14 protein-coding genes are annotated in these 18,684 nt (G+C 70.1%); 7 read left to right on the top strand and 7 right to left on the bottom strand.

The features are described 5' to 3' along the window. Positions 1-44: 44 nt before the first annotated feature. Genes infB through ACZ5LB_RS16315 form a run of 3 tightly spaced genes read left to right on the top strand, consistent with a single transcriptional unit; the run spans position 45 to position 3,969 of the window. Positions 45-3,008 carry a translation initiation factor IF-2 gene (infB, locus tag ACZ5LB_RS16325; protein WP_464603264.1) on the top strand — a complete coding sequence of 988 codons (2,964 nt, stop codon included), beginning with the start codon at positions 45-47 and terminating at the stop codon, positions 3,006-3,008. 53 nt (positions 3,009-3,061) lie between these two features. Further along, on the top strand, positions 3,062-3,451 hold the full coding sequence (locus ACZ5LB_RS16320) for a type II secretion system protein (RefSeq protein ID WP_464603263.1): 390 nt from the start codon (positions 3,062-3,064) through the stop codon (positions 3,449-3,451). Positions 3,452-3,453: 2 nt separating this feature from the next. Then, entirely contained in the window at positions 3,454-3,969 is a 516-nt protein-coding gene (locus tag ACZ5LB_RS16315) for a DUF4149 domain-containing protein (protein ID WP_464603262.1), read from the top strand. Here ACZ5LB_RS16315 and ACZ5LB_RS16310 read toward each other — a convergent pair. After that, a complete protein-coding gene (locus ACZ5LB_RS16310; RefSeq protein WP_464603261.1) occupies positions 3,966-5,492 on the bottom strand; it encodes a methyl-accepting chemotaxis protein in 1,527 nt (508 codons plus the stop codon). The genes ACZ5LB_RS16315 and ACZ5LB_RS16310 overlap by 4 nt on opposite strands. Positions 5,493-5,604: 112 nt before the next feature. Next, on the bottom strand, positions 5,605-6,669 hold the full coding sequence (gene hflX, locus ACZ5LB_RS16305) for a GTPase HflX (RefSeq protein WP_464603260.1): 1,065 nt from the start codon (positions 6,667-6,669) through the stop codon (positions 5,605-5,607). Between the two features lie 165 nt (positions 6,670-6,834). Here hflX and ACZ5LB_RS16300 point away from each other — a divergent pair, with 165 nt between their 5' ends. The 3 genes from ACZ5LB_RS16300 to ACZ5LB_RS16290 all read left to right on the top strand — a co-directional run bounded on the left by ACZ5LB_RS16300 (position 6,835) and on the right by ACZ5LB_RS16290 (position 11,368). Continuing rightward, the gene (locus ACZ5LB_RS16300) at positions 6,835-8,160 is read left to right on the top strand and encodes an ANTAR domain-containing protein (RefSeq protein WP_464603259.1); all 1,326 of its coding nucleotides are present in this window, start codon (positions 6,835-6,837) and stop codon (positions 8,158-8,160) included. Positions 8,161-8,170: 10 nt separating this feature from the next. Beyond that, on the top strand, positions 8,171-9,124 hold the full coding sequence (locus ACZ5LB_RS16295) for a DUF3187 family protein (protein WP_464603258.1): 954 nt from the start codon (positions 8,171-8,173) through the stop codon (positions 9,122-9,124). A 102-nt stretch (positions 9,125-9,226) separates the two neighbouring features. After that, positions 9,227-11,368 carry an NHL repeat-containing protein gene (locus tag ACZ5LB_RS16290; protein WP_464603257.1) on the top strand — a complete coding sequence of 714 codons (2,142 nt, stop codon included), beginning with the start codon at positions 9,227-9,229 and terminating at the stop codon, positions 11,366-11,368. Between the two features lie 5 nt (positions 11,369-11,373). Here ACZ5LB_RS16290 and lpdA read toward each other — a convergent pair whose 3' ends face one another. Genes lpdA through ACZ5LB_RS16275 form a run of 3 tightly spaced genes read right to left on the bottom strand, consistent with a single transcriptional unit; the run spans position 11,374 to position 14,136 of the window. After that, on the bottom strand, positions 11,374-12,780 hold the full coding sequence (lpdA, locus tag ACZ5LB_RS16285) for a dihydrolipoyl dehydrogenase (RefSeq protein WP_464603256.1): 1,407 nt from the start codon (positions 12,778-12,780) through the stop codon (positions 11,374-11,376). Between the two features lie 52 nt (positions 12,781-12,832). Then, positions 12,833-13,558, bottom strand: coding sequence for a lysophospholipid acyltransferase family protein (locus ACZ5LB_RS16280; protein WP_464603255.1), 726 nt, complete (start codon positions 13,556-13,558; stop codon positions 12,833-12,835). Then, complete coding sequence (locus ACZ5LB_RS16275) at positions 13,555-14,136, bottom strand: peptidylprolyl isomerase (protein ID WP_464603254.1); 582 nt, start codon at positions 14,134-14,136, stop codon at positions 13,555-13,557. Before ACZ5LB_RS16275 ends, ACZ5LB_RS16280 begins: the two co-directional genes overlap by 4 nt. An 88-nt stretch (positions 14,137-14,224) precedes the next feature. Here ACZ5LB_RS16275 and ACZ5LB_RS16270 point away from each other — a divergent pair, with 88 nt between their 5' ends. Next, on the top strand, positions 14,225-15,139 hold the full coding sequence (locus ACZ5LB_RS16270) for a prepilin peptidase (protein WP_464603253.1): 915 nt from the start codon (positions 14,225-14,227) through the stop codon (positions 15,137-15,139). 439 nt (positions 15,140-15,578) lie between these two features. Here ACZ5LB_RS16270 and ACZ5LB_RS16265 read toward each other — a convergent pair whose 3' ends face one another. Together ACZ5LB_RS16265 and alaS are read right to left on the bottom strand one after the other, a co-directional pair. Continuing rightward, on the bottom strand, positions 15,579-16,043 hold the full coding sequence (locus ACZ5LB_RS16265) for a DUF6265 family protein (protein WP_464603252.1): 465 nt from the start codon (positions 16,041-16,043) through the stop codon (positions 15,579-15,581). A 1-nt stretch (position 16,044) separates the two neighbouring features. After that, positions 16,045-18,681, bottom strand: a complete 2,637-nt coding sequence (gene alaS, locus ACZ5LB_RS16260) for an alanine--tRNA ligase (protein WP_464603251.1) — start codon at positions 18,679-18,681, stop codon at positions 16,045-16,047. Positions 18,682-18,684: the final 3 nt, after the last annotated feature.

The raw sequence follows: 18,684 nt of genomic DNA, 5'->3' as shown, positions 1-18,684 counted from the left end.
GCCCCTTCATGTTGCGCATCAACCAATTAGCAAAAGAGCTCGGCGTGAGTAATCACGAAGTGATCGACGCCCTCGAAAAGCGCCTGAACATCCAGGGCAAGAGCCACAGCTCGAACCTAACGGACGACCAGGTGCAGTCGGTGCGCCGCGTCATCGAGAACAAGCCCCGGGCCCACGAGGAGCCCCCGGTCCAGTCGCGCCCCGCGGTCCAGGCGCCCGTGCGCGTGGTGAAGTCCGTCGCCCCGGCCCCCGCCCCCGTGCCGCCCCCTCCGGCCCCAGCCGTGCTCATCAAGAAGGCCGAGCCCGTCGCCCCCGTGGCCGAGCCCGCCGCGCCCGTGGCCGTTCAGCCGCCGCCCCCCCCGGCTCCGGTGGAAGTCCCCGCCCAGGCCCCCGTTCCCGTGGAGGTGCGCGCCGCCGAACCCGTGGCCGAGCCCGTGAAGGCCCCCGCCCAGGAGACCTTCAGCCGTCTGCGCGTCTCCCAGGCCCCCGCCCCCGTGGCCAAGCCCCAGGAGCCCGCCCGCTACATCCAGCTGCCCCAGCCCCCGCCGGCCCGCATCCGGCCGGAAGCCGGCGCCCGGCCCGTGATCCAGCGCCCCGGGCAGCAGCCCCAGGTGCAGCGGTCCGGCCAGCCCCAGCCCGAGAAGACCGTGCTGCCCATGGCCACCAACACCGGCAAGGGCGAGATCCGCCACGAGCCCTCGGCTCCCGCGCCCTCCCGCCGCCCCTTCATCCCGCCCTCCATCACGGAGCTCCGGCCCGAGGGCGGCTTCACCCGCATCAAGATGTCCGACACCCCGGCCCCGGCCCCCAAGCCCGCGGAACCGGCCCGCTACATCCAGCTGCCGCAGGCGCGTCCCGCGGGCGGCTCCCGCCCCGGCGGTCCCGGCGCCCGCCCCGGTGGCCCCTCCCGGCCCGGCATGGGCGGCCCGTCCCGCCCCGGCATGGGCGGACCCTCCCGCCCCGGCGGTCCCGGCGCCCGCCCCGGCGGCCCCGGCGGCCCCCGGCCTGGAGGCCCCGGAAGGCCCGGCGGCCCCGGCCGCGGCCCCTCCCTGCCCACCACCACCACCATCGACCCCAACGCCCAGAAGGGCCCGGGCCGCGGCGGCCACTTCACCGGCAAGAAGAAGGACGACAAGCGCAGCAAGGCCGAGCGCCTCGCCGAGGAGCTCGAGCTCAAGCTCAGGCAGCCCCGCAGCCGCGCCCAGCAGATCGCCACGGAATACGTGAACGACGAGATCGGCATCGTGATGCTCTCCGAGGGCGTGTCCGTGAAGGAACTGGCCGAGAAGTGCAACCGCCCCGCCAAGGACGTGGTGGCCAAGCTCCTGCACCGCGGGATCTTCGCGACCATCAACCAGCCCCTGGACACGGAGCTGGCCAAGGAGATCGCCCGGGAGTTCGGGTACCTGGCCGACATCGTCTCCTTCGAGGAGGACGTGCAGATCGCCGCCGAAGAGGGCAGCGACGTGCAGGGCGAGAAGATGCCCCGGCCTCCCGTCGTCACCATCATGGGCCACGTGGACCACGGCAAGACCTCCCTGCTCGACGCCATCCGCAAGAGCAAGGTCGCCGCGGGTGAAGCCGGAGGCATCACCCAGGCCATCGGCGCCTACCACGTCAACGTCAAGGACGGCACCGAAGGGGCCCGCCGCCAGGTGGTCTTCATCGACACGCCCGGTCACGAGGCCTTCACCAAGATGCGCGCCCGGGGCGCCAAGGTCACCGACATCGTCATCCTCGTGGTGGCCGCGGACGACGGCGTGATGCCCCAGACCATCGAGGCCATCAACCACACCAAGGCCGCCGACGTGCCCATGGTCGTGGCCATCAACAAGATCGACAAGCCCGGCGCCAACCCCGACAAGGTCGAGCAGATGCTCCTGCAGTACGGCATCCAGACCGAGGCCTACGGTGGCGACGTGCCCTGCGTGCGCGTGAGCGCCAAGAGCAAGGAAGGCCTGGACCTCCTCCTGGAGACCCTCCTCCTGGTGGCCGACCTCAAGGACCTGAAGGCCGTCTACGAATGCGCCGCGGCCGGCTCCATCCTGGAAGCCCGCCTCGACCGCGGGCGGGGCCCGGTGGCCACCGTCCTGGTTCAGCAGGGCACGCTCCACGCCGGCGAGATCTTCGTGGCGGGCGCCACCATGGGCCGCGTGCGGGCCATGTTCAACGACCGCGGCGACAAGGTGACCGAGGCCACCCCCTCCATGGCCGTGCAGATCCTGGGCTTCGAGGCGGTTCCCGTTTCGGGGGACAACCTCCAGGTGGTCGACGACGAGGCCAAGGCCCGCAGCATCGTCTCCTTCCGCCAGGAGAAGGCCAAGGCCGCCGCGCAGATCAAGCAGCGCGTCACCCTCGAGAACCTCTTCTCCACCCTCAAGGATGGCCAGATCAAGGAACTGCCCCTCATCATCAAGGCCGATACCTCGGGCTCCGTGGAATCCCTGGTGGGCAGCCTCGAACGCCTCTCCACCGAGAAGGTGCGGGTGCGGATCATCCACGCCGCCGCGGGCACCGTCACCGAGAACGACATCCTGCTGGCCGAAGCCTCCAAGGCCACGGTCATCGCCTTCTCCGTGAAGGCCGAGCGCAAGACCGAGGAACTCGCCCAGGAAGAGGGCGTGGACATCCGGTTCCACGACATCATCTACAAGGTCACGGAGGAAATCACCGCGGCCATGATGGGCCTGCTGGACGCCGAGGAGCGCGAGACCATCCAGGGCCTCGCCGAGGTCCGGCAGATCTTCAAGGTCGGCAAGTCGGTCATCGCCGGCTCCTTCGTCACCGAAGGCAAGGTCCAGAAGCCCTTCAAGGTCCGCGTCAAGCGCGGCCCGGACACCCTCTGGGAAGGCGGCATCAAGACCCTCAAGCGCTTCAAGGACGACGTCCACGAGGTGAAGAACGGCCTGGACTGCGGCATCGACCTGGATGGCTACACGGGCCTGAAGGAAGGCGACCTCCTGGAGTTCTTCACCCGGGAAAAGTTTGCCGCCACCAGCCTGGGGTAAGATTGTCCTGAACCTGGATGCCGCTCGGCGCACACTCCTGGTAGGGTCCATCCATGCGAAAACAGCGCGGCTTCACGCTACTTGAACTCCTCACCGTGATGACCATCCTGGCCATGTTGGCCACGGTGGGCATCGTGGGGTACCGCAGGCACACCAAGGCAGCCAAGGAAGCCGTCCTGAAGGAGGACCTCTTCCAGCTCAACCACTGCCTGGAGCAGTACCGGGCGGACAAGGGCAAGTACCCCACGTCCATTGATATGCTGCGCACCCAGGGCTACATCCGGGATATCCCGGTGGACCCCATGACCCAGTCCAAGGACACCTGGCAGACGGAATTCGAGACCCCCGACACCGACAGCCCCGACGCGGAGGTGGGCATCTTCCGCATCCGCAGCGGGTCCCAGGACCTGGGCGACAACCAGATCCCCTACAACGAATGGTGAACATGAAGCCCCTGGCCCGCACCGACGCCGCAGCCGCCGGCATTCTCGTCCTCTGGACCGGCATGGTCCTGGGCTTCGCGTTCCTGGTGGCCCCCCTGCTCTTTTCCACCCTCCCCAGCCGGGACGTGGCCGGGGGCATTGCCGGCAGGGTGGTGACCCGCCTGGACTGGATGGCCTGGGCCGCCTTCGGCGCCGCCGGCGCCCTCGCGCTCTTCCCCCGCTGGGTGAAGGAGATCCGCGAGGACCAGCCCGTGGGCCCCCTGCGCCTCTGGGCCGCCACCCTCCTGGTGACCTTCCTCATGGGCTTCACCAGCCAGTTCATCGTCAGCCCCGGCCTGGCGCGCATCAAGGCCCGCATGAACGGCCCCGTGGAGGCCCTGGCCCTGGAGCACCCGGACCGGGTGGCCTACCAGAAGGCGCACGGGATCTCCCGGCAGCTGATGTTCATCCGTCTCCTCCTGGCCCTGGGCCTGGCGGCCGGCGTGGCCTGGCTGCCCCGGGAAAAGGCTGCAGACTAGAGCTTGAACCGGCTCACGAGGTTCTTGAGCCCTTCGGCCACCGACGCCAGGTCGTCCGACGTTCGCGCCACCTCCTGGACGGCGGTGGACAGCTGATGGGCGGCGGTGGCGTTCTGGTCCAGCTGCCGGGCCGTGGTGTCCATGAGCTGGCCCACCCGGCCGCTGGTCTCCGCCTGTTCGCGGCTCAGGGCGCCGATGGTCCCGATGCGTCCGGCGATGCCGGAAATGCGGGCGCGCACCGCTTCCAGGTGCTCCAGGGTCACGTTCACGCTGGCGCCGCCGCCGGCCACGGCCTCCTCCGTGAGGTGGAGGATGTCCTCGATCTCCCGCGCGGTGTGGGCGCTGCGTTCGGCCAGCTTGCGCACCTCCTCGGCCACCACGGCGAAGCCCTTGCCGGCGTTGCCCGCCTTGGCGGCTTCGATGGCGGCGTTCAGGGAAAGCAGGTTGGTCTGGCGGGCGATGCCCTGGATCGCCCGGACGGCGGTCACGATTCGGGTGGTGGCCTCCCGGATGGCCTGCATCCCCTCGGCGGTGCCCCGCCCCTCCTGGGCCCCCTTGTCCGTGTCCTCCACGGCGACCCCCGCCTCCGTGCCGGTGTGGCTGGAATGGGCGGCCATGGTCTCGGCGTTGGCGTCCAGCTGGCGCAGGGCCTCCTGCACCCCGCGGCCGGCGTCCCGAAGGCCCGCGCTCACGTGGGCCACCTCCCCCACGGACTGGGTCATCTGCTCGGCGCTGGCCGCCAGTTCCATGCTCCCGGAAGCCACCCGCTGGGAGGCCAGGTTCACATCCTGGAGGGCCCGGTTCAGCTCCGCGGCCATGCCGTTGAAGGCCCCGGCCAACTGGCCGATCTCGTCTTTTGCGCGCACCTCCGTGCGGACGGTGAGGTCCCCCTGGGCCATGCGCCCGAAGGAGGCCGAAAGGCCCAGGAGCGGGGTCAGCACATGGCGGCGCACGGAGAGGGTGACCAGCCAGCTCACGACCCCCAGGAGCACCAGGCCCGCGGCGGCCGCCGCCAGGCGGGTGCGGGCCACCTGCCGCTCCAGGTCCCCGGTGGGCACCGACACGCCGAAGGCCCCCACCAGGTCCCCGGGCTTGCGGTCCTTGAACGCGGTCATGCCCACGGCGCCGTGGCACAGGATGCACTCCTCCTTCAGGCGCGCGGGGGCCAGGGTGTACTTGAAGGCGTCGTTGCCCTCCTTCAGGTTCCCCTTGCGCAGGTCCAGGGCGGGGTCGGCGGCGAAGGCCTCCATGGAGGCCCGCTCGAATTCGCCCGTGGCGCCGGGGGCGTAGCGCCCCGGCTCCACCCGGTGGTAGACCATGCCGCGGGAGGCGCAGTAGGCTTCCGCGGAGGCGTGGAACATGTTCCGGGAGGCCACGGACATGGTGGTGAGGTTGTCGTCGAAGGCCGCCTCCATGAGACCCGATTCCCGCGACCCCACCAGCCAGGCCGCCACCAGGATCACGGCCGCCAGGACCACGCCCACGGACAGGAAGATCTTGAAGGACAACCTCGTGCTGTTCATGGCCGGAACTCCCCTGGGACCTGTTTCCTGATCGGTCCCGAGTGAATGAAAGTTGACTATTGGACTACGGAATTGCCGCAGGCCGATAGCCCTTTTCGTCCGGGGGCGTTTCCTAGAGTTCCCACGCCTCCGGCGTGCGGGGCCGGGGCGGTCCGGGAATCAGTTCCCGCAGCCACTGCCGGATCTCCTCCACCCCGTCCCGGGTGAGGGCGCAGGTGAGCACGGCCTCGGGGTGGGCGCGCTTGAGGTCCAGGCGCCGGGGGCGGGTGAGCCGATCGGCCTGGTTCAGCACCAGCAGGCGCGCGTGGTCCTCGCAGCCGATCTCCTTGAGGGTGGCGCCCACGACCTTCAGGTGGTCCTCCAGGTCCGGGCTGGAGGCGTCGGCCACCACCAGGAGGGCCTCGGCGGTGCGCACCTCGCCCAGGGTGGAGCGGAAGGCGGCCACCAGCTGGTGGGGCAGCTTGCGGATGAAGCCCACCGTGTCCGACACCAGGGCCTGCCGGGGCTCGCCGGTGGTCTCGTCCACGCCCAGCCAGGCCTTGCGGGTGGTGGTGTCCAGGGTGGCGAAGAGCATGTCCCGGGGTTCCCCCTCCCCGGTGAGGGCCTTCAGGATGCTGGTCTTCCCGGCGTTGGTGTAGCCCACCAGGGCCACCCGGGGGACCTTCGGGCTGCGGCCCTGGCCCTGCGTCTTCCGCACCCGCTGCAGGTGCTCCAGCTCCTTCTTGAGCTGGCTGATGCGGAGGCGGGTCATGCGCCGGTCCACCTCGATCTGGGTCTCGCCGGCGCCGCCCCGGACGCCCACGCCGCCCACCTGGCGCTCCAGGTGGGTCCAGGCCCCCTTGAGGCGGGGCAGTTCGTACTCGTACCGGGCCAGCTCCACCTGGGCCTTGGCCTCCCGGGTCTGGGCCCGGCTTTCGAAGATGGCCAGGATCACCCCGGTGCGGTCCAGGCAGGTCATCCCGGTGGCCTTCTCGAGGTTCCGGATCTGGCTGCCGGAAAGTTCGTTGTCGCACAGGAGGAGGGTGGCGCCCAGGTTGCGGGCCTTCTGGGCCACCGTCTCGATCTGGCCCTTGCCGTAGAAGGTGCGGGACTCGACGGTGGCCCGCTTCAGGCGCTCCCGGCCCGCGGGTTCCATGTCGCAGGCCCGGGCCAGCTCTTCCAGCTCGGCCAGATGCACTTCGATATCATTGTCCCGGTCCTGGGGTCCTTGGTGGGCGATCAGGAAACATCGGGGAATGAGCTCTGGCATAGGGAACGAGGTTACCATCAAATCCTAGGTTCACTTCAGTTCAAGGACAGGTTCCGGCCGGCCGATGCTAGCATCAGGAAACCGTGAGGTCATATGGCCATTTTCGGCTTCGGAAAGGACAAGAAAGACGGCGGGGGTTCCCAGGACCAGGTCCTGGCCTACCTGGAGGACGCCCAGCGCGTGCGGGCGGCATTCACCCTTTCCGGGCCCCGCAAGACCGAGGTGCCCGCCTTCCTCCAGGGCCTGGACGAATCCGAAGGCACGGCCACCTTCCAGATCACCGGGCCCCTCATCGCGGAGAAGGGCAACACCGTCGAACTGCTCTTCATCCAGGAAGGCCTGCGCATCGGAGGGTCGGCCCGTCTCCTGGAGACCCGCAGCGGCGTGGCCGTCCTTGAGCTGCCCGACGCCCTGGAGCTGAAGGAGCGCCGCGGCGCGCCCCGGGCCCGCCTCAACCCCAAGGAAGGGGCCACGATCACGGCCCTCACGGGGCTCTTCGAGGGCGTGGGCATCACGGGCGTCATCGAGAACATCTCCGAGTCCGGCGCCCGGGTGCGGGTGGAGAAGGGCATGGCCATCAAGGGCGAGAAGCGGCTGCCCCTGGGCACGGGCCTGGTGCCGGTGGGCCAGCCCTTCATGCTCATCAAGCTCAACAAGCTCCCCAAATGCCCCGCCGTCATGGAGCTGGAAGGCAAGGCCGCCTACCTGGACAGCAGCGGCGGCGGCCTGACGATGGGATTCGCCTTCTCGCGGCCCAAGGCGGATGTGGCCGCGGCCCTGCGGGGGCTGGTGGCTTCCCGCACCTCCGCCATTCCCGCGTCCCTGCCCTCCAAGGCCAGGCGCAAGCCCGAGGCGGCGTCCCCGGGCTCCTTCGCGGACGAGCCCCTGGCGCGCCCCAGGCCCGTGGAGGAACCCCGGTCAAAGCCGGTGGAGCCCAAGCCGGTGGAAGCCAAGGTGGAGGCTCCCCGGGCCCCTGAACCCCCGCCCCCGGAGGAGGAGGCCCAGCCCGCCTCCAGGAGCGACAGCCTCGTGCGCCTGAAGAAGCGCAGCCGGGCGGTGGTGGCCCTTTCCCGCACCGCGGCCTTCGACGACATCCTCAGGAGCTTCCTCCAGGAGGACGGCTTCGGGCGGGTGCTCACCACGACGTTCTCCGAGGAGATCCCCGAGCTCCTGCGCCAGCCCAACCTGGGCGTCCTTTTCCTGGACGGGAGCATGACGGTCGTGGAGACCCTGGAGTTCGTCCGGCACCTCCAGGAGACCTGCGAGGACCTGCCTCCCATCGTGGTGGCGGCGGAGGACATCTCGGCCGCCATCGTCCTGGCGGCGCGCAGGCACGGCGTGGCGCAGCTGGTGGTGAGGCCCTACGAGCTGGACGCCACCTTCGCCGCCCTCCTCAGCGAACAGGTCACCCTGAGATAGAGGAGCCTCCATGCCCCCGCGCCTCCTGGCCGCGCTCCTCGCCGCGCTCCTCCCCCTCCAGGCCCAGGAGACGCCCCACCCCAACCGCCTGGCCTGGCTGACGATCTTCCCGGAGCCCCTGCCCGAGGGGGTCACCCAGTTCTCCCTGGAAGCCACCAACCAGTTCCTGAGATCCGACCGCCGGGACATCACGAACAACGGCGTCACCCACGCCCATCTCCAGGGCGAGGAGTGGCAGCTCACCTCCGACCTGGCCTGGGCCCTGGGCCCGGGCCGCCTCAACGTGCGGACCCGCCTGGCCTACCGCTCCTCGGGCATCGCCTCCCGGGCCATCATGAACTGGCACGACATCCTCGGGGTGGAGCAGGGCGGCCGGGACCAGGACCCCACCTTCGACGAACGCTACCACCTGGAGCGCAACGGCGTCACGGTCTTCGACCTGGACAAGCCCCGGCTCCAGGTCCAGGGCGTGGATCTGGGCTGGGTGCTGCCCTGGGGGGACCGCCGGCAGGGGGCGCGCGCGGGCATCACCGCCCAGTTGCCCACCGGGCATGCCATGGAGCTCCAGAGCAGCGGAGGCACCAACTTCCTGGCGGGCGGGGCGGCCTGGACGTCCTTCGGGGCCTTCCGCGCCTGGGCCCAGGGCGAGGAGATCTGGATCAGCCTGCCCCGGCACAGCCCCCTGCGCACGGTGGTGACCCGCGGCCAGTTCTGGCGCGCGTGGGCGGGCCTGGCCTGGCAGGGCCCGGGCGGCTCCTTCTGGAAAGGCTTCGGCCTGGACCTCTCCTTCGCCTACAACGAGACCCCCTATCGCACGCACCTCACGCGCGTGGACAAGTACGGCCTCCAGCAGACCTGGGTCTTCAGCCACGAGCGGCTGCCCCGGTGGCGCTTCGGTTTCACGGAAAAGGGCGGGACGTTCGCCACCCCGGAGATCACGGGGTTCGTGACCTTCAGGCCTTAGGAGGCTGTCCACGTATTACTCGGCCTCGCGAGTAATACGTGGACAGCCTCCTCCAGGGAACCCGCTTCGCCGAACCCCCACCTTCAGGCACGGAGGTGCGTGATGAGGTGGGCGGCCGCATGGGTGATCCTGGCCGGCGTGCCGGTCCCGGGGCAGGTGCAGGTGACGCCGCCGGAGGTGGTGCTGGGATCCGGCCAGGTCTGCGCCTTCCAGGCCGTCCTCGCCATGGCCCCCGGCGCCGACCCGTCCAGGCCCCCCTCCTGGGCCCGGGGCTCCGCGGACCCGTCCCTGTGGCTCTGGACCGTCCCGGATGGGGGCCCCGGCACGGTGGACGCCAAGGGCGTCTTCACGGCGCCCGCCGAAGGTCCGCCGAGCCGGACGCGGGTCCGCGCCACCCTCGCGGCCTCCCCCGACGTGTGGGGGGAGGCCGTGGTGACGGCCCTCGCCCTGCCCGACGTCCCCGTGGCCCTGGTGGGCCAGGTGCTGGGCCCGGACTGGGCCACCCCCCAAACCGCCGCCCTGCCCTTCTCGGAAAGAAATCACGAGTGGAACCCGGCGATCGTGGGGCGGAGACCCCGCCAGGCCCCTCCCCTGGAGGTTGGCTTCGGGCTGCCCGCGCAGCTCGCCTGGACCCTCCAGCCCCGCGCGGCCGGCGCGCGGCTCACGTACCGCGAGGGCGCCCAGACCGTTCACCGGGACGTCTCCGGCCAGGACCGGGCGGTGGTCACCCTGAGGGGCTGGACGCGGCGTTGCCGGGTGGAATCCCTCCTCCCGGTCGGCCCCGGAACCTGGTTCAGCTGCGTGGAAACCCGCACCTTGCACCCGCGGGGTCTCTTCCCGTTCCCCCGAAGGGGCGCGGAGGGTCCCACGCCGGCGATCTCCTGCGGGGCGCCATCCTGCATGGTCGAATCGAATGTGCTCACCCACCCCAGGGCCTCCATCCTCATCGCCGACGAGGGCGAACATGTCGTCCATCGCCTGGCCCGGGATGGGACGATCCTGGCCTGGTGCGGCGAGCCGGGGCGGCCGGGACACCTGGACTCCCCCCGCCGGAAGGGTTGCCTGGGACGGCTGGCGGACTTCCTCACCGGCACCCGGGAACCTCCCGTCCGGTTCAACCGGCCCACCTTCCTGGTCCAGGGACGGGAGCGGGGCTGGGGGCCCTCCTGGCTCACCATGGTGGCCGACACCGGAAACCACGTCATCCGGATCGTGACGCCCGACGGCCGGGTGTCGACCCTGGCGGGCATGCCCGGCCAGGTGGGACACCTGGACGCGAACGACCCCGGCGACGCCCGCTTCAACCATCCCCTGGGCCTGGCCTGGGACGAGTGGGACAATGCCCTCTTCGTGGCCGACCAGGGCAACGCCGTGGTGCGCAGGATCAGCCACTGGGGGGGGGTTGCCACGGTGGCCGGCCTCACGGGCCAACCCGGCTCCCGGGACGGCGGGCGGCAGGTCGCCCAGTTCACCCGCATCAAGGGTCTCGCGCTGTCGCCCCGCGCGGGCGCCCAGTCCAGGCTGTTCGTCCTGGACGGACACGCGGTGCGGGAAGTGAACCCAAGGACCGGGAGGGTGACCACGGTGCTGGGGCAGGTGGACACGCCGGGCTTCCGGGAGTTCGGCCCGGGCGCCGGGCCCCGCCTCGAGCCCTGCCTGAACGATCCCTGGGACCTCAAGCCCTGCGGCCGCGGATTCCTGATCGCGGACCGGGGCAACAACGCCGTGCGGCTGTGGGACATCGCCCGGAGCTCCCTCACCACCCTGGCCGGCGACCCAGCCCTGGCCTCCACCCGCGCCGGCCTGCTCCGCGACGGCATGCCCGTACCTCTGGACGAGGCCTACGCGACCCTGCAGGCCCCCCGGGCGCTCCTGCCCCTGACGCCCAGCCGCGTCCTCGTGGGGACGGCGCGGACGGTGGCGATCCTGGGCCTGGGCGACCCGGCCCAGGACCCCGGCTGGAAGGTCACCCTGGAGTGCGCGGTGGAGCCGCACGGCGGTTCCTGCCAGGTCCGCTTCGCCCTGGTGGGCGAACCCGAGGCCCCGGTGCCCATGGCCTACACCGTGGATTTCCTCGAGCCCGACGGGACCCTCGCGGAGCGCCGCAGCGGCGACAGCTTCACCTGGCAGCCCGTGAAGGCTGAGGGGATCTTCGCCCAGATGGGCGCCGGAACCGTCGTCGTGCGCTGCGTGACCCACCAGGGCCGCTCCGCCGGGGCGAAGGCGGAGGTGGAGATCCGCTAGCCAGGCTAAGCGTTCAGGGCCCGCCCGTACACCGCGCGCGCGGCTTCGGGGAAGGCCTCGTTGAGCGTGGGGTGGGGGTACATCGTGTTGATGAGCTCGTCCACGGTGAACTCCCCGCCCAGCAGGGCCAGGCTGGAGGCCACCAGCTCGGTGGCCTTGGGTCCGAGGATGTGGATGCCCAGGATCTCGCCGTAGGTCTTGTCGGCCACGATCTTCACGAAGCCGTGGGGCTCGCCGATGATGTTGGCCTTGGCCAGGGGCATGAAGGGGAAGGAGCCCACCTGGACGTCGTACCCCTTGTCCCGGGCCTGGGCCTCCGAGAGGCCGATGCAGCCCACCTCGGGGTCGCAGTAGGTGACGCTGGGGACGCGATCGTAGTTGATGGGATGGGGGTGCGCGTCCTTGCCCAGCGCCTTCGCCGCGTGCTCGGCGGCCACGATGCCCTCGTCGGAGGCCACGTGGGCGAGCATGGGGGTGCGCACGATGTCGCCGATGGCGTACAGGCCCGGCTCGGCGGTGGCGAGGTAGGCGTCCACCTCCACGAAGCCGCGGTCCACCTTGGCCTTGGTGGCTTCGAGACCCACCCCGGCGGTGACCGGGCCGCGGCCCACGGCCACCAGCAGGTGGCTGCACTCCACCACGCCGCCCTTGTCGCCTTCCAGGTGGCACACGACCTTGTCGGGAAAGCGCTCGATGGAGGCGATCTTCGTCTTCACGCGCACGTCGATCTTGTCCTTCTTGGCCAGGATCTTCGCCAGCTCTTCGCCCATGGAGGCGTCCTCGATGGGCAGGATCCGGTCCATGAACTCCACCAGGGTCACCTTGGAGCCCAGCCGCGCGAAGACCGAGGCGAACTCCACGCCGATGGCGCCCGCGCCCAGGATGACCAGGTGGCTGGGCAGTTCGGTCATGTCCATGAGGTGGTCGCTGTTCACCACGCGCACGCCGTCGGTTTCCATGCCGGGCAGTTCCTTGGGCACGGAGCCGGTGGCCAGGATGATCCTGCGGGCCTCGTGGACCTCGCCGCCCACGTCCACCTTGCCTCCGCCCAGAAGCCGGCCCGCGCCCTTGAGCACGGTGACCTTGTTCTTCTTCATGAGGAATTCGACGCCCTTGCCGTTCTTCAGGACGATGCGGTTCTTGCGCTTGACGATGGCGGCCAGGTCGGCCTTGAGGGCCGACACGTCCACTCCGGCGATGCCGTAGTCGGCCAGGTCCGACATCTGGTCGTAGCGGTGGGCGGTCTCCAGCCAGGTCTTGGCGGGGATGCAGCCCCGGCGCAGGCAGGTGCCCCCCAGGCCCGCCGGGTCCTTCTCCACGATGGCGGTGGCCAGGCCCAGCTGGGCCCCGCGGATGGCGGCGATGTAGCCGCCGGGGCCGGAACCGATGACGATGAGATCGAATTGGGCCATTGCCGCACTCCTGGAAGGTCAGAAAGATCCAGCCCCCAGTTTCCCACCCTCCTTACCCTTTGGCCACCAGGGCTTTCACCGCGGCGTGGGCCGTCTCCCTGAGGACGTCAAGGTCGTCAAAGGAGCCGGGATGGATGGGCGCGCCCACGTGGATACGGAAGGTGCCCGGCGTCACCCGCCACCCGCCGGGGGGGAGCAACTCGAAACCGCCCGTGAGGCCCAGGGGCACGATGGGCACGCCGGCGTCCTGGGCGAGGTTGAAGACCCCCTTCTTGAAGGGCAGCAGTTCCCCGTCGCGGGTCCGGGTGCCCTCGGGGAAGGCGGCGACGGTGGCGCCGTCGTGGATGAGGCGCGCGGCGCGCTTGAGCGAAGCGATGGCCTTCGGGCGGTTGCGCCGGTTGATGAAGATGCAGCCGCCCATCCAGCAGGCCGGACCCAGCACGGGAATGAGCAGCATCTCGATCTTGGCGAGGTACACGGGGTGATTGGGCAGGTTGCAGGTGAGCATCATGGCGTCCAGGTAGGACGTGTGGTTGGCGATGTAGATCACCGGCTGGCGCCCCTCCCGGATGTCTTCGGGCAGGTCTTCCCACCCGTCGATCTCGTGGCGCACGCCCCAGATGCGGCCCATGTGGGCGAAATAGACCTGGGCGACCCGCCCCATGGCGCGGCGCCCGCCCAGGAAGGGCGCCATCAGGAAGCCCGCCACGGTGAACACGAACAGCATCAGGAACGTGTACATCAGCACCAGGAAGGGCTTGACGAAGGGCCGGCTCATGGCGCGGCCACCACCTCGGCGGATTTGATCCTCACCGGGTACTCCGGAACGTTCTGCATGCCCTTGCGCAGGATGGTGTTCACCTTCTCGATGCGGTCCACGGCCTCCATGCCCTCCACCACCCTTCCGAAGGTGCAGTAGCCCGCGCCGCCGGCCGTCGTGTCCTTGTGGTCCAGCATGGCGTTGTCGGCGGTATTGATGAAGAACTGCGCGGCGGCGGAATCCGGATCCTCGGTGCGCGCCATGGCGATGGTGCCCCGGACGTTCCGGAGCCCGCCCTGGACGGCTGGGCCCGCCTCGTTGGGGATGGGCTCGTGGCAGGGCTTTTCCGTGAGGTCCGGCAGCATGCCCCCGCCCTGGATCATGAATCCCGCGATCACGCGGTGGAAGATGGTCCCGGCGAAGTGGCCCTCCTTCACGTAGCGCAGGAAGTTGGCGACGGTCCTGGGCGCCAGGGCGGGCTCGAGCTCCACGACCACGGGCCCGTAGCTGGTGACGATCCGCACCCGAGGCTTGGCCGCGTCCTGGGCCAGGGCCGGGAGGACGCAGAGGAGGGCGGAAAGGAGGATGGCTTTCATGGTCGGCTCCAACGTCCATTCTAGGGGGTTCATACATTCAGGATGTCAACGAAAGGCCCGGGGTTCCCCACCTTGCTATGCTTTTCCCATGCCGACCTTCGATTTCCCCACGTGGTTCCTATCGGCGATGCTGGCACCCTTCGGTCTGGTGCTGGGTTCCTTCGCCAATGTCCTCATCCACCGCCTTCCCCAGGAGGCCGAAGCCGACCGGGACGTGGTCCGGCGCCCCAGCCACTGCCCCAGCTGCAAGGCCCGCATCCGCCCCTGGCACAACATCCCCCTCGTGGCCTGGCTGTGGCTGCGGGGACGCTGCGCGAGCTGCGGCTGGCGGATCCCGGTGCGCTACCCCCTCGTGGAGCTCCTGGGAGGCGTCATCCTGGCCGGGTCGGTGTGGGTATTCCCCTTCGGCACCCTCATCTGGGCCAAGGGCATCGTGTGCGGCCTCGCCCTGCTGGTGCTCTTCTTCACGGACATCACCGAGTTCATCCTGCCCGACGCGGTGCAGTTCCCCCTCATGGCGCTGGGGGTCCTCTTCACGCTCCCGCAGCTGGCCTGGCCCCTGCACCTGACCTCGGTGTGGGCCCCCGGCCTCGTCATCCTGCGGGTGGACACCTTCGCCAACGCCCTGCAGCCCGCCCCCTGCTGGAGCCTCATGGGTCAGCCCGTCACCTGGCAGGACAGCCTCCTGGGCCTGGCCATCGGGTACGGCGTCCCGTGGGCCCTCAACCTCGTCTACCGCCTCATCCGCAAGACCGACGGCATCGGCATGGGCGACTTCAAGATGCTGGCGTGGCTGGGGGCCTTCTGGGGCTGGGCACCGATGCTGGGGATCCTCTTCGGGGGCGCGCTCCTCGGGAGCGTGGTCGGCGTGCCCCTCCTGCTGATGAAGAAGGCCAAGGCGCAGACCATGCTGCCCTTCGGATGCGGACTGGCCCTGGCGACACCGGTGGTGGTGTTCTACGGACCGGCGCTCTGGTTGGCCTACCTGGGGATGATGCGCTGAAACGTCAGGCGCCGCTAAGGCGTGGTCGTAATGGAATAGCTCCAATTAATTTGGGTTCTTCACGGAATTAACGGAAGGCCTCGACCCTCACTCACTCTGGCCTGTTCTTGGAATGGGGCTTGGGACGGGTGGTCGAAGGCCGTCATAATCCCGTGATCGAGGCCATTCGAAACGAAATGCCTATCGCCGAGGCGCCGAAGACGCCGAGGATCGCCGAAAATGATTTTCTTTTTTCCTCGGCGAACCTCGGCGTCTTCGGCGCCTCGGCGACAAGTCCCTTCGATGGGGTTTGCCGGATGCCCCGGGTAGCAGGTCGGCAGCAGTGGACTTCAGGCATCTTGGCGTTGTCGGGAAACTGGGACTTCTTTCCCTTATGGATGCACCATGCACCAATACGACCGCGTATCAGCCATACCCATCCTGGCTTTACAAACGCTCCCTAAGAGGGTGGCTGCCGACGAAACAGGAACGACTCGATCCTGGGGCGGTCCTTGCCCGGGATCTCCAGCCGGACCCGCATCTCGTCGCCGTCCCGGACGTAGTCCAGGGTCGCGCCGCCGGGCTCGGTGACGAACCGGGCGCGGCCGGGGCCGGCTGAGGTCACCCGCCAGCGCAGGGGCGTCTCCTCCCGGGGCTTCAGTCCAGGCCCGAAGTGGCGCATGGTGAGCCAGGGGCCGTCGGCCTCCTGGGAGAAGGACATCAGTTCCATCAAGAGGACGCGGCCGTCCTTCAACTCCCGGTACATGCCCTGGATGTTGCCGTGGGACAAGGCGCTCCAGGTCTCCTCCTGGCGCAGGCCGCCGGCTTCAGCGGCCCAGGTGCCCTCCAGCCACGCCAGGGCGGGGAGGGTGGGCGCCTGGGCGGCCAGGGCCGGGGCGAGGAGGAGGACCGGGAGAAACCGCACCCTAGGCCAGCGCGGCCCGGAGGGCGGCGAAGGCCTCGGGGAGGCCCTGGGGCTTCGTGCCGCCGCCCTGGGCCAGTTCCTTCTTCCCGCCGCCGCGGCCGTCCACGTGGGGGGCCATGGCCTTGAGGAGGGCGCCGGCGTCGGCGCCGCCCGTGAGGTCCAGGGACACGCTCACCAGGAGGGCCAGCTTGTCGTCGGCGAGCTTCGAGGCCAGGGCGATAACGGCGCTGCGGTGGCGGGTGCGCACCTGGTCCATCATCTCGCGCAGGGCGGGGCCGTCGATGCCTTCCACGGACAGGGTGACCACGGTGCGGCCTCCCAGCTGGGCCACCTCTTCCGCGGCGCCGCCGGAACCGGCGGCCTTGAGGCGGGTCTCCTTCAGCTCGCGCTCCAGTTCATGGATGCGGGCCTCCTTGGCGGCGATGACGCTGCCCAGGGCCTCGCGCGGGGTGTTCACCTGGCGGGCCAGGGAGACCAGGAGGTGCTCGTCCTCCTGGAGGCGCTGGAGGGCCGCGGCGCCGGCCACGGCCTCCAGCCGGCGCACGCCGGCGGCCACCGCGCCTTCGCTCACGATCTTCACCAGGCCGATCTCGCCGGTGTTGGCGACGTGGGTGCCCCCGCAGAGCTCCCGGGAGAACCCGGGAACGGAGACGACCCGCACGGTGTCGCCGTACTTCTCGCCGAACAGCGCCATGGCCCCCGCGGCCAGGGCCTCCTCGATGGGCATGACCTGGCTGGTGGTGCGGTGCGCCAGGAGAGTCTGCTCGTTCACCAGCCGCTCGATCTCCAGCACCTGCTCGGGCTCCAGGGGGGCGAAGTGGTTGAAGTCGAACCGCAGGCGCTCGGCGTCCACCACGGAGCCGGCCTGCTTCACGTGGGTGCCCAGCACGTCGCGCAGGGCGGCGTGGAGCAGGTGGGTGGCGGTGTGGTGGGCCCGGATGCGGGCGCGGCGCTCGGCGTCCACCGAGGCCAGGACGGTCTCGCCCTCGCGCAGGGCCCGGCTGCCGGAGATGGTCACGTGGTGCAGGTGGCGGCGGGGGGCGGGGGCGGTGGTGTCCGTGACCTGGCAGGTGACGCCGTCGGCCCGCAGGACGCCCGTGTCCCCGACCTGGCCGCCGCTCGTGGCATAGAAGGGGGTGTGGTCCAGCAGGACGAAGCCCGCCCCGGTGAGCTCCTTCACGCGCCGGCTGCCGGCGTCGAAGAGGGCGACCACCTTGGCCTGGGCTTCGGTGACCTCGTAGCCCAGGAAGGCCGTGGCGCGCAGGTCGGCCAGGGCGGCGAGGTCGCCTCCCAGGCGGATGTCGTGGACCTTCATGGCCGCGCGGCCCTTGGCCTTCTGCTCCCGCAGGGCCGTGTTGAAGCCCTCCAGGTCGCAGGCCAGGCCCCGCTCCCTGCACCAGTCCTCCACCAGGTCCACGGGGAACCCGAAGGTGTCGTAGAGCTTGAAGATCTCGGCGCCGGGAATGGAACCCGAGGACGTGTCCAGGGACTCCAGCTGCTTGAGGCCCGTGGTGAGGGTCAGGCTGAACTGGCCCTCCTCCCTCGCGATGATCTTGGTGATGCGGTTCAATTCGCCTTCCAGCTCGGGGTAGGCGTCGCCCATGGCGGCGAAGACCGAGGGGCTCAGCTCCGCGAAGAAGCGGCCCTCGATGCCCAGCTTGCGCCCGAAGCGCAGCGCCCGGCGGATGATCTTCCGGAGCACGTAGCCGCGGCCCTCGTTGCTGGGCACGACGCCGTCGAAGACCATGAAGGTGGCCGCGCGGATATGGTCGGCGATGACCTGGCTCGCGGTGCGGTTGGCGGTCTCCGCGCGCTGGGCGGGGTCCACCTTGGCGCGCTTCCAGATGGCCGCGAAGATGGGCTTGAACAGGTCGATCTCGTAGTTGCTGTCCACCCCCTGGAGGATGGAGGCAACGCGCTCCAGGCCCATGCCGGTGTCGATGCTGGGCCGCGGAAGGGGCGTGAGGTTGCCCTGGGAGTCGCGGTCGTACTGCATGAAGACCAGGTTCCAGATCTCCATGACCCGGTCGCCCTCGCCGTTGGGCAGGTCGTCACCGGGGTACTGGGGCCCGCGGTCGTAGTGGATCTCGCTGCACGGACCGCAGGGGCCGGTGTCGCCCATCTGCCAGAAGTTGTCCTTCTTGCCGAAGGCCAGGATGTGGTCGCGGGGGACGCCGGCCTTGGCCCACATCTCCCGGGCCTCCTCGTCGGCGGGGACGCCGTCGGCGCCCTCGAAGACCGACACCCAGAGGCGGGACGGGTCCAGCCCCAGGCAGCCCTTGTCCACGGGGCCCGTGACCAGTTCCCAGGCGAAGGCGATGGCGTCGGCCTTGAAGTAGTCGCCGAAGCTGAAGTTGCCCAGCATCTCGAAGAACGTGTGGTGGCGGGCGGTGAACCCCACCTGGTCCAGGTCGTTGTGCTTGCCCCCGGCCCGCAGGCACTTCTGGGAGGTGGCGGCGCGGGTGTAGTCGCGCTTCTCCTTGCCCAGGAAGAGGTCCTTGAACTGGACCATGCCGGCGTTGGTCCACATCACGGTGGGATCGTCGGCGGGGCCCACCACGGAGCTGGAGGCCACCACGCGGTGGCCACGGGAGGCGAAATAGTCCAGGAAGCGCTGTCGGAGTTCGGAGGTTTTCATGAT

This window comes from Mesoterricola sp. MK458 (assembly GCF_055384935.1).
This window is presented reverse-complemented; position numbering and strand designations above follow the sequence as displayed.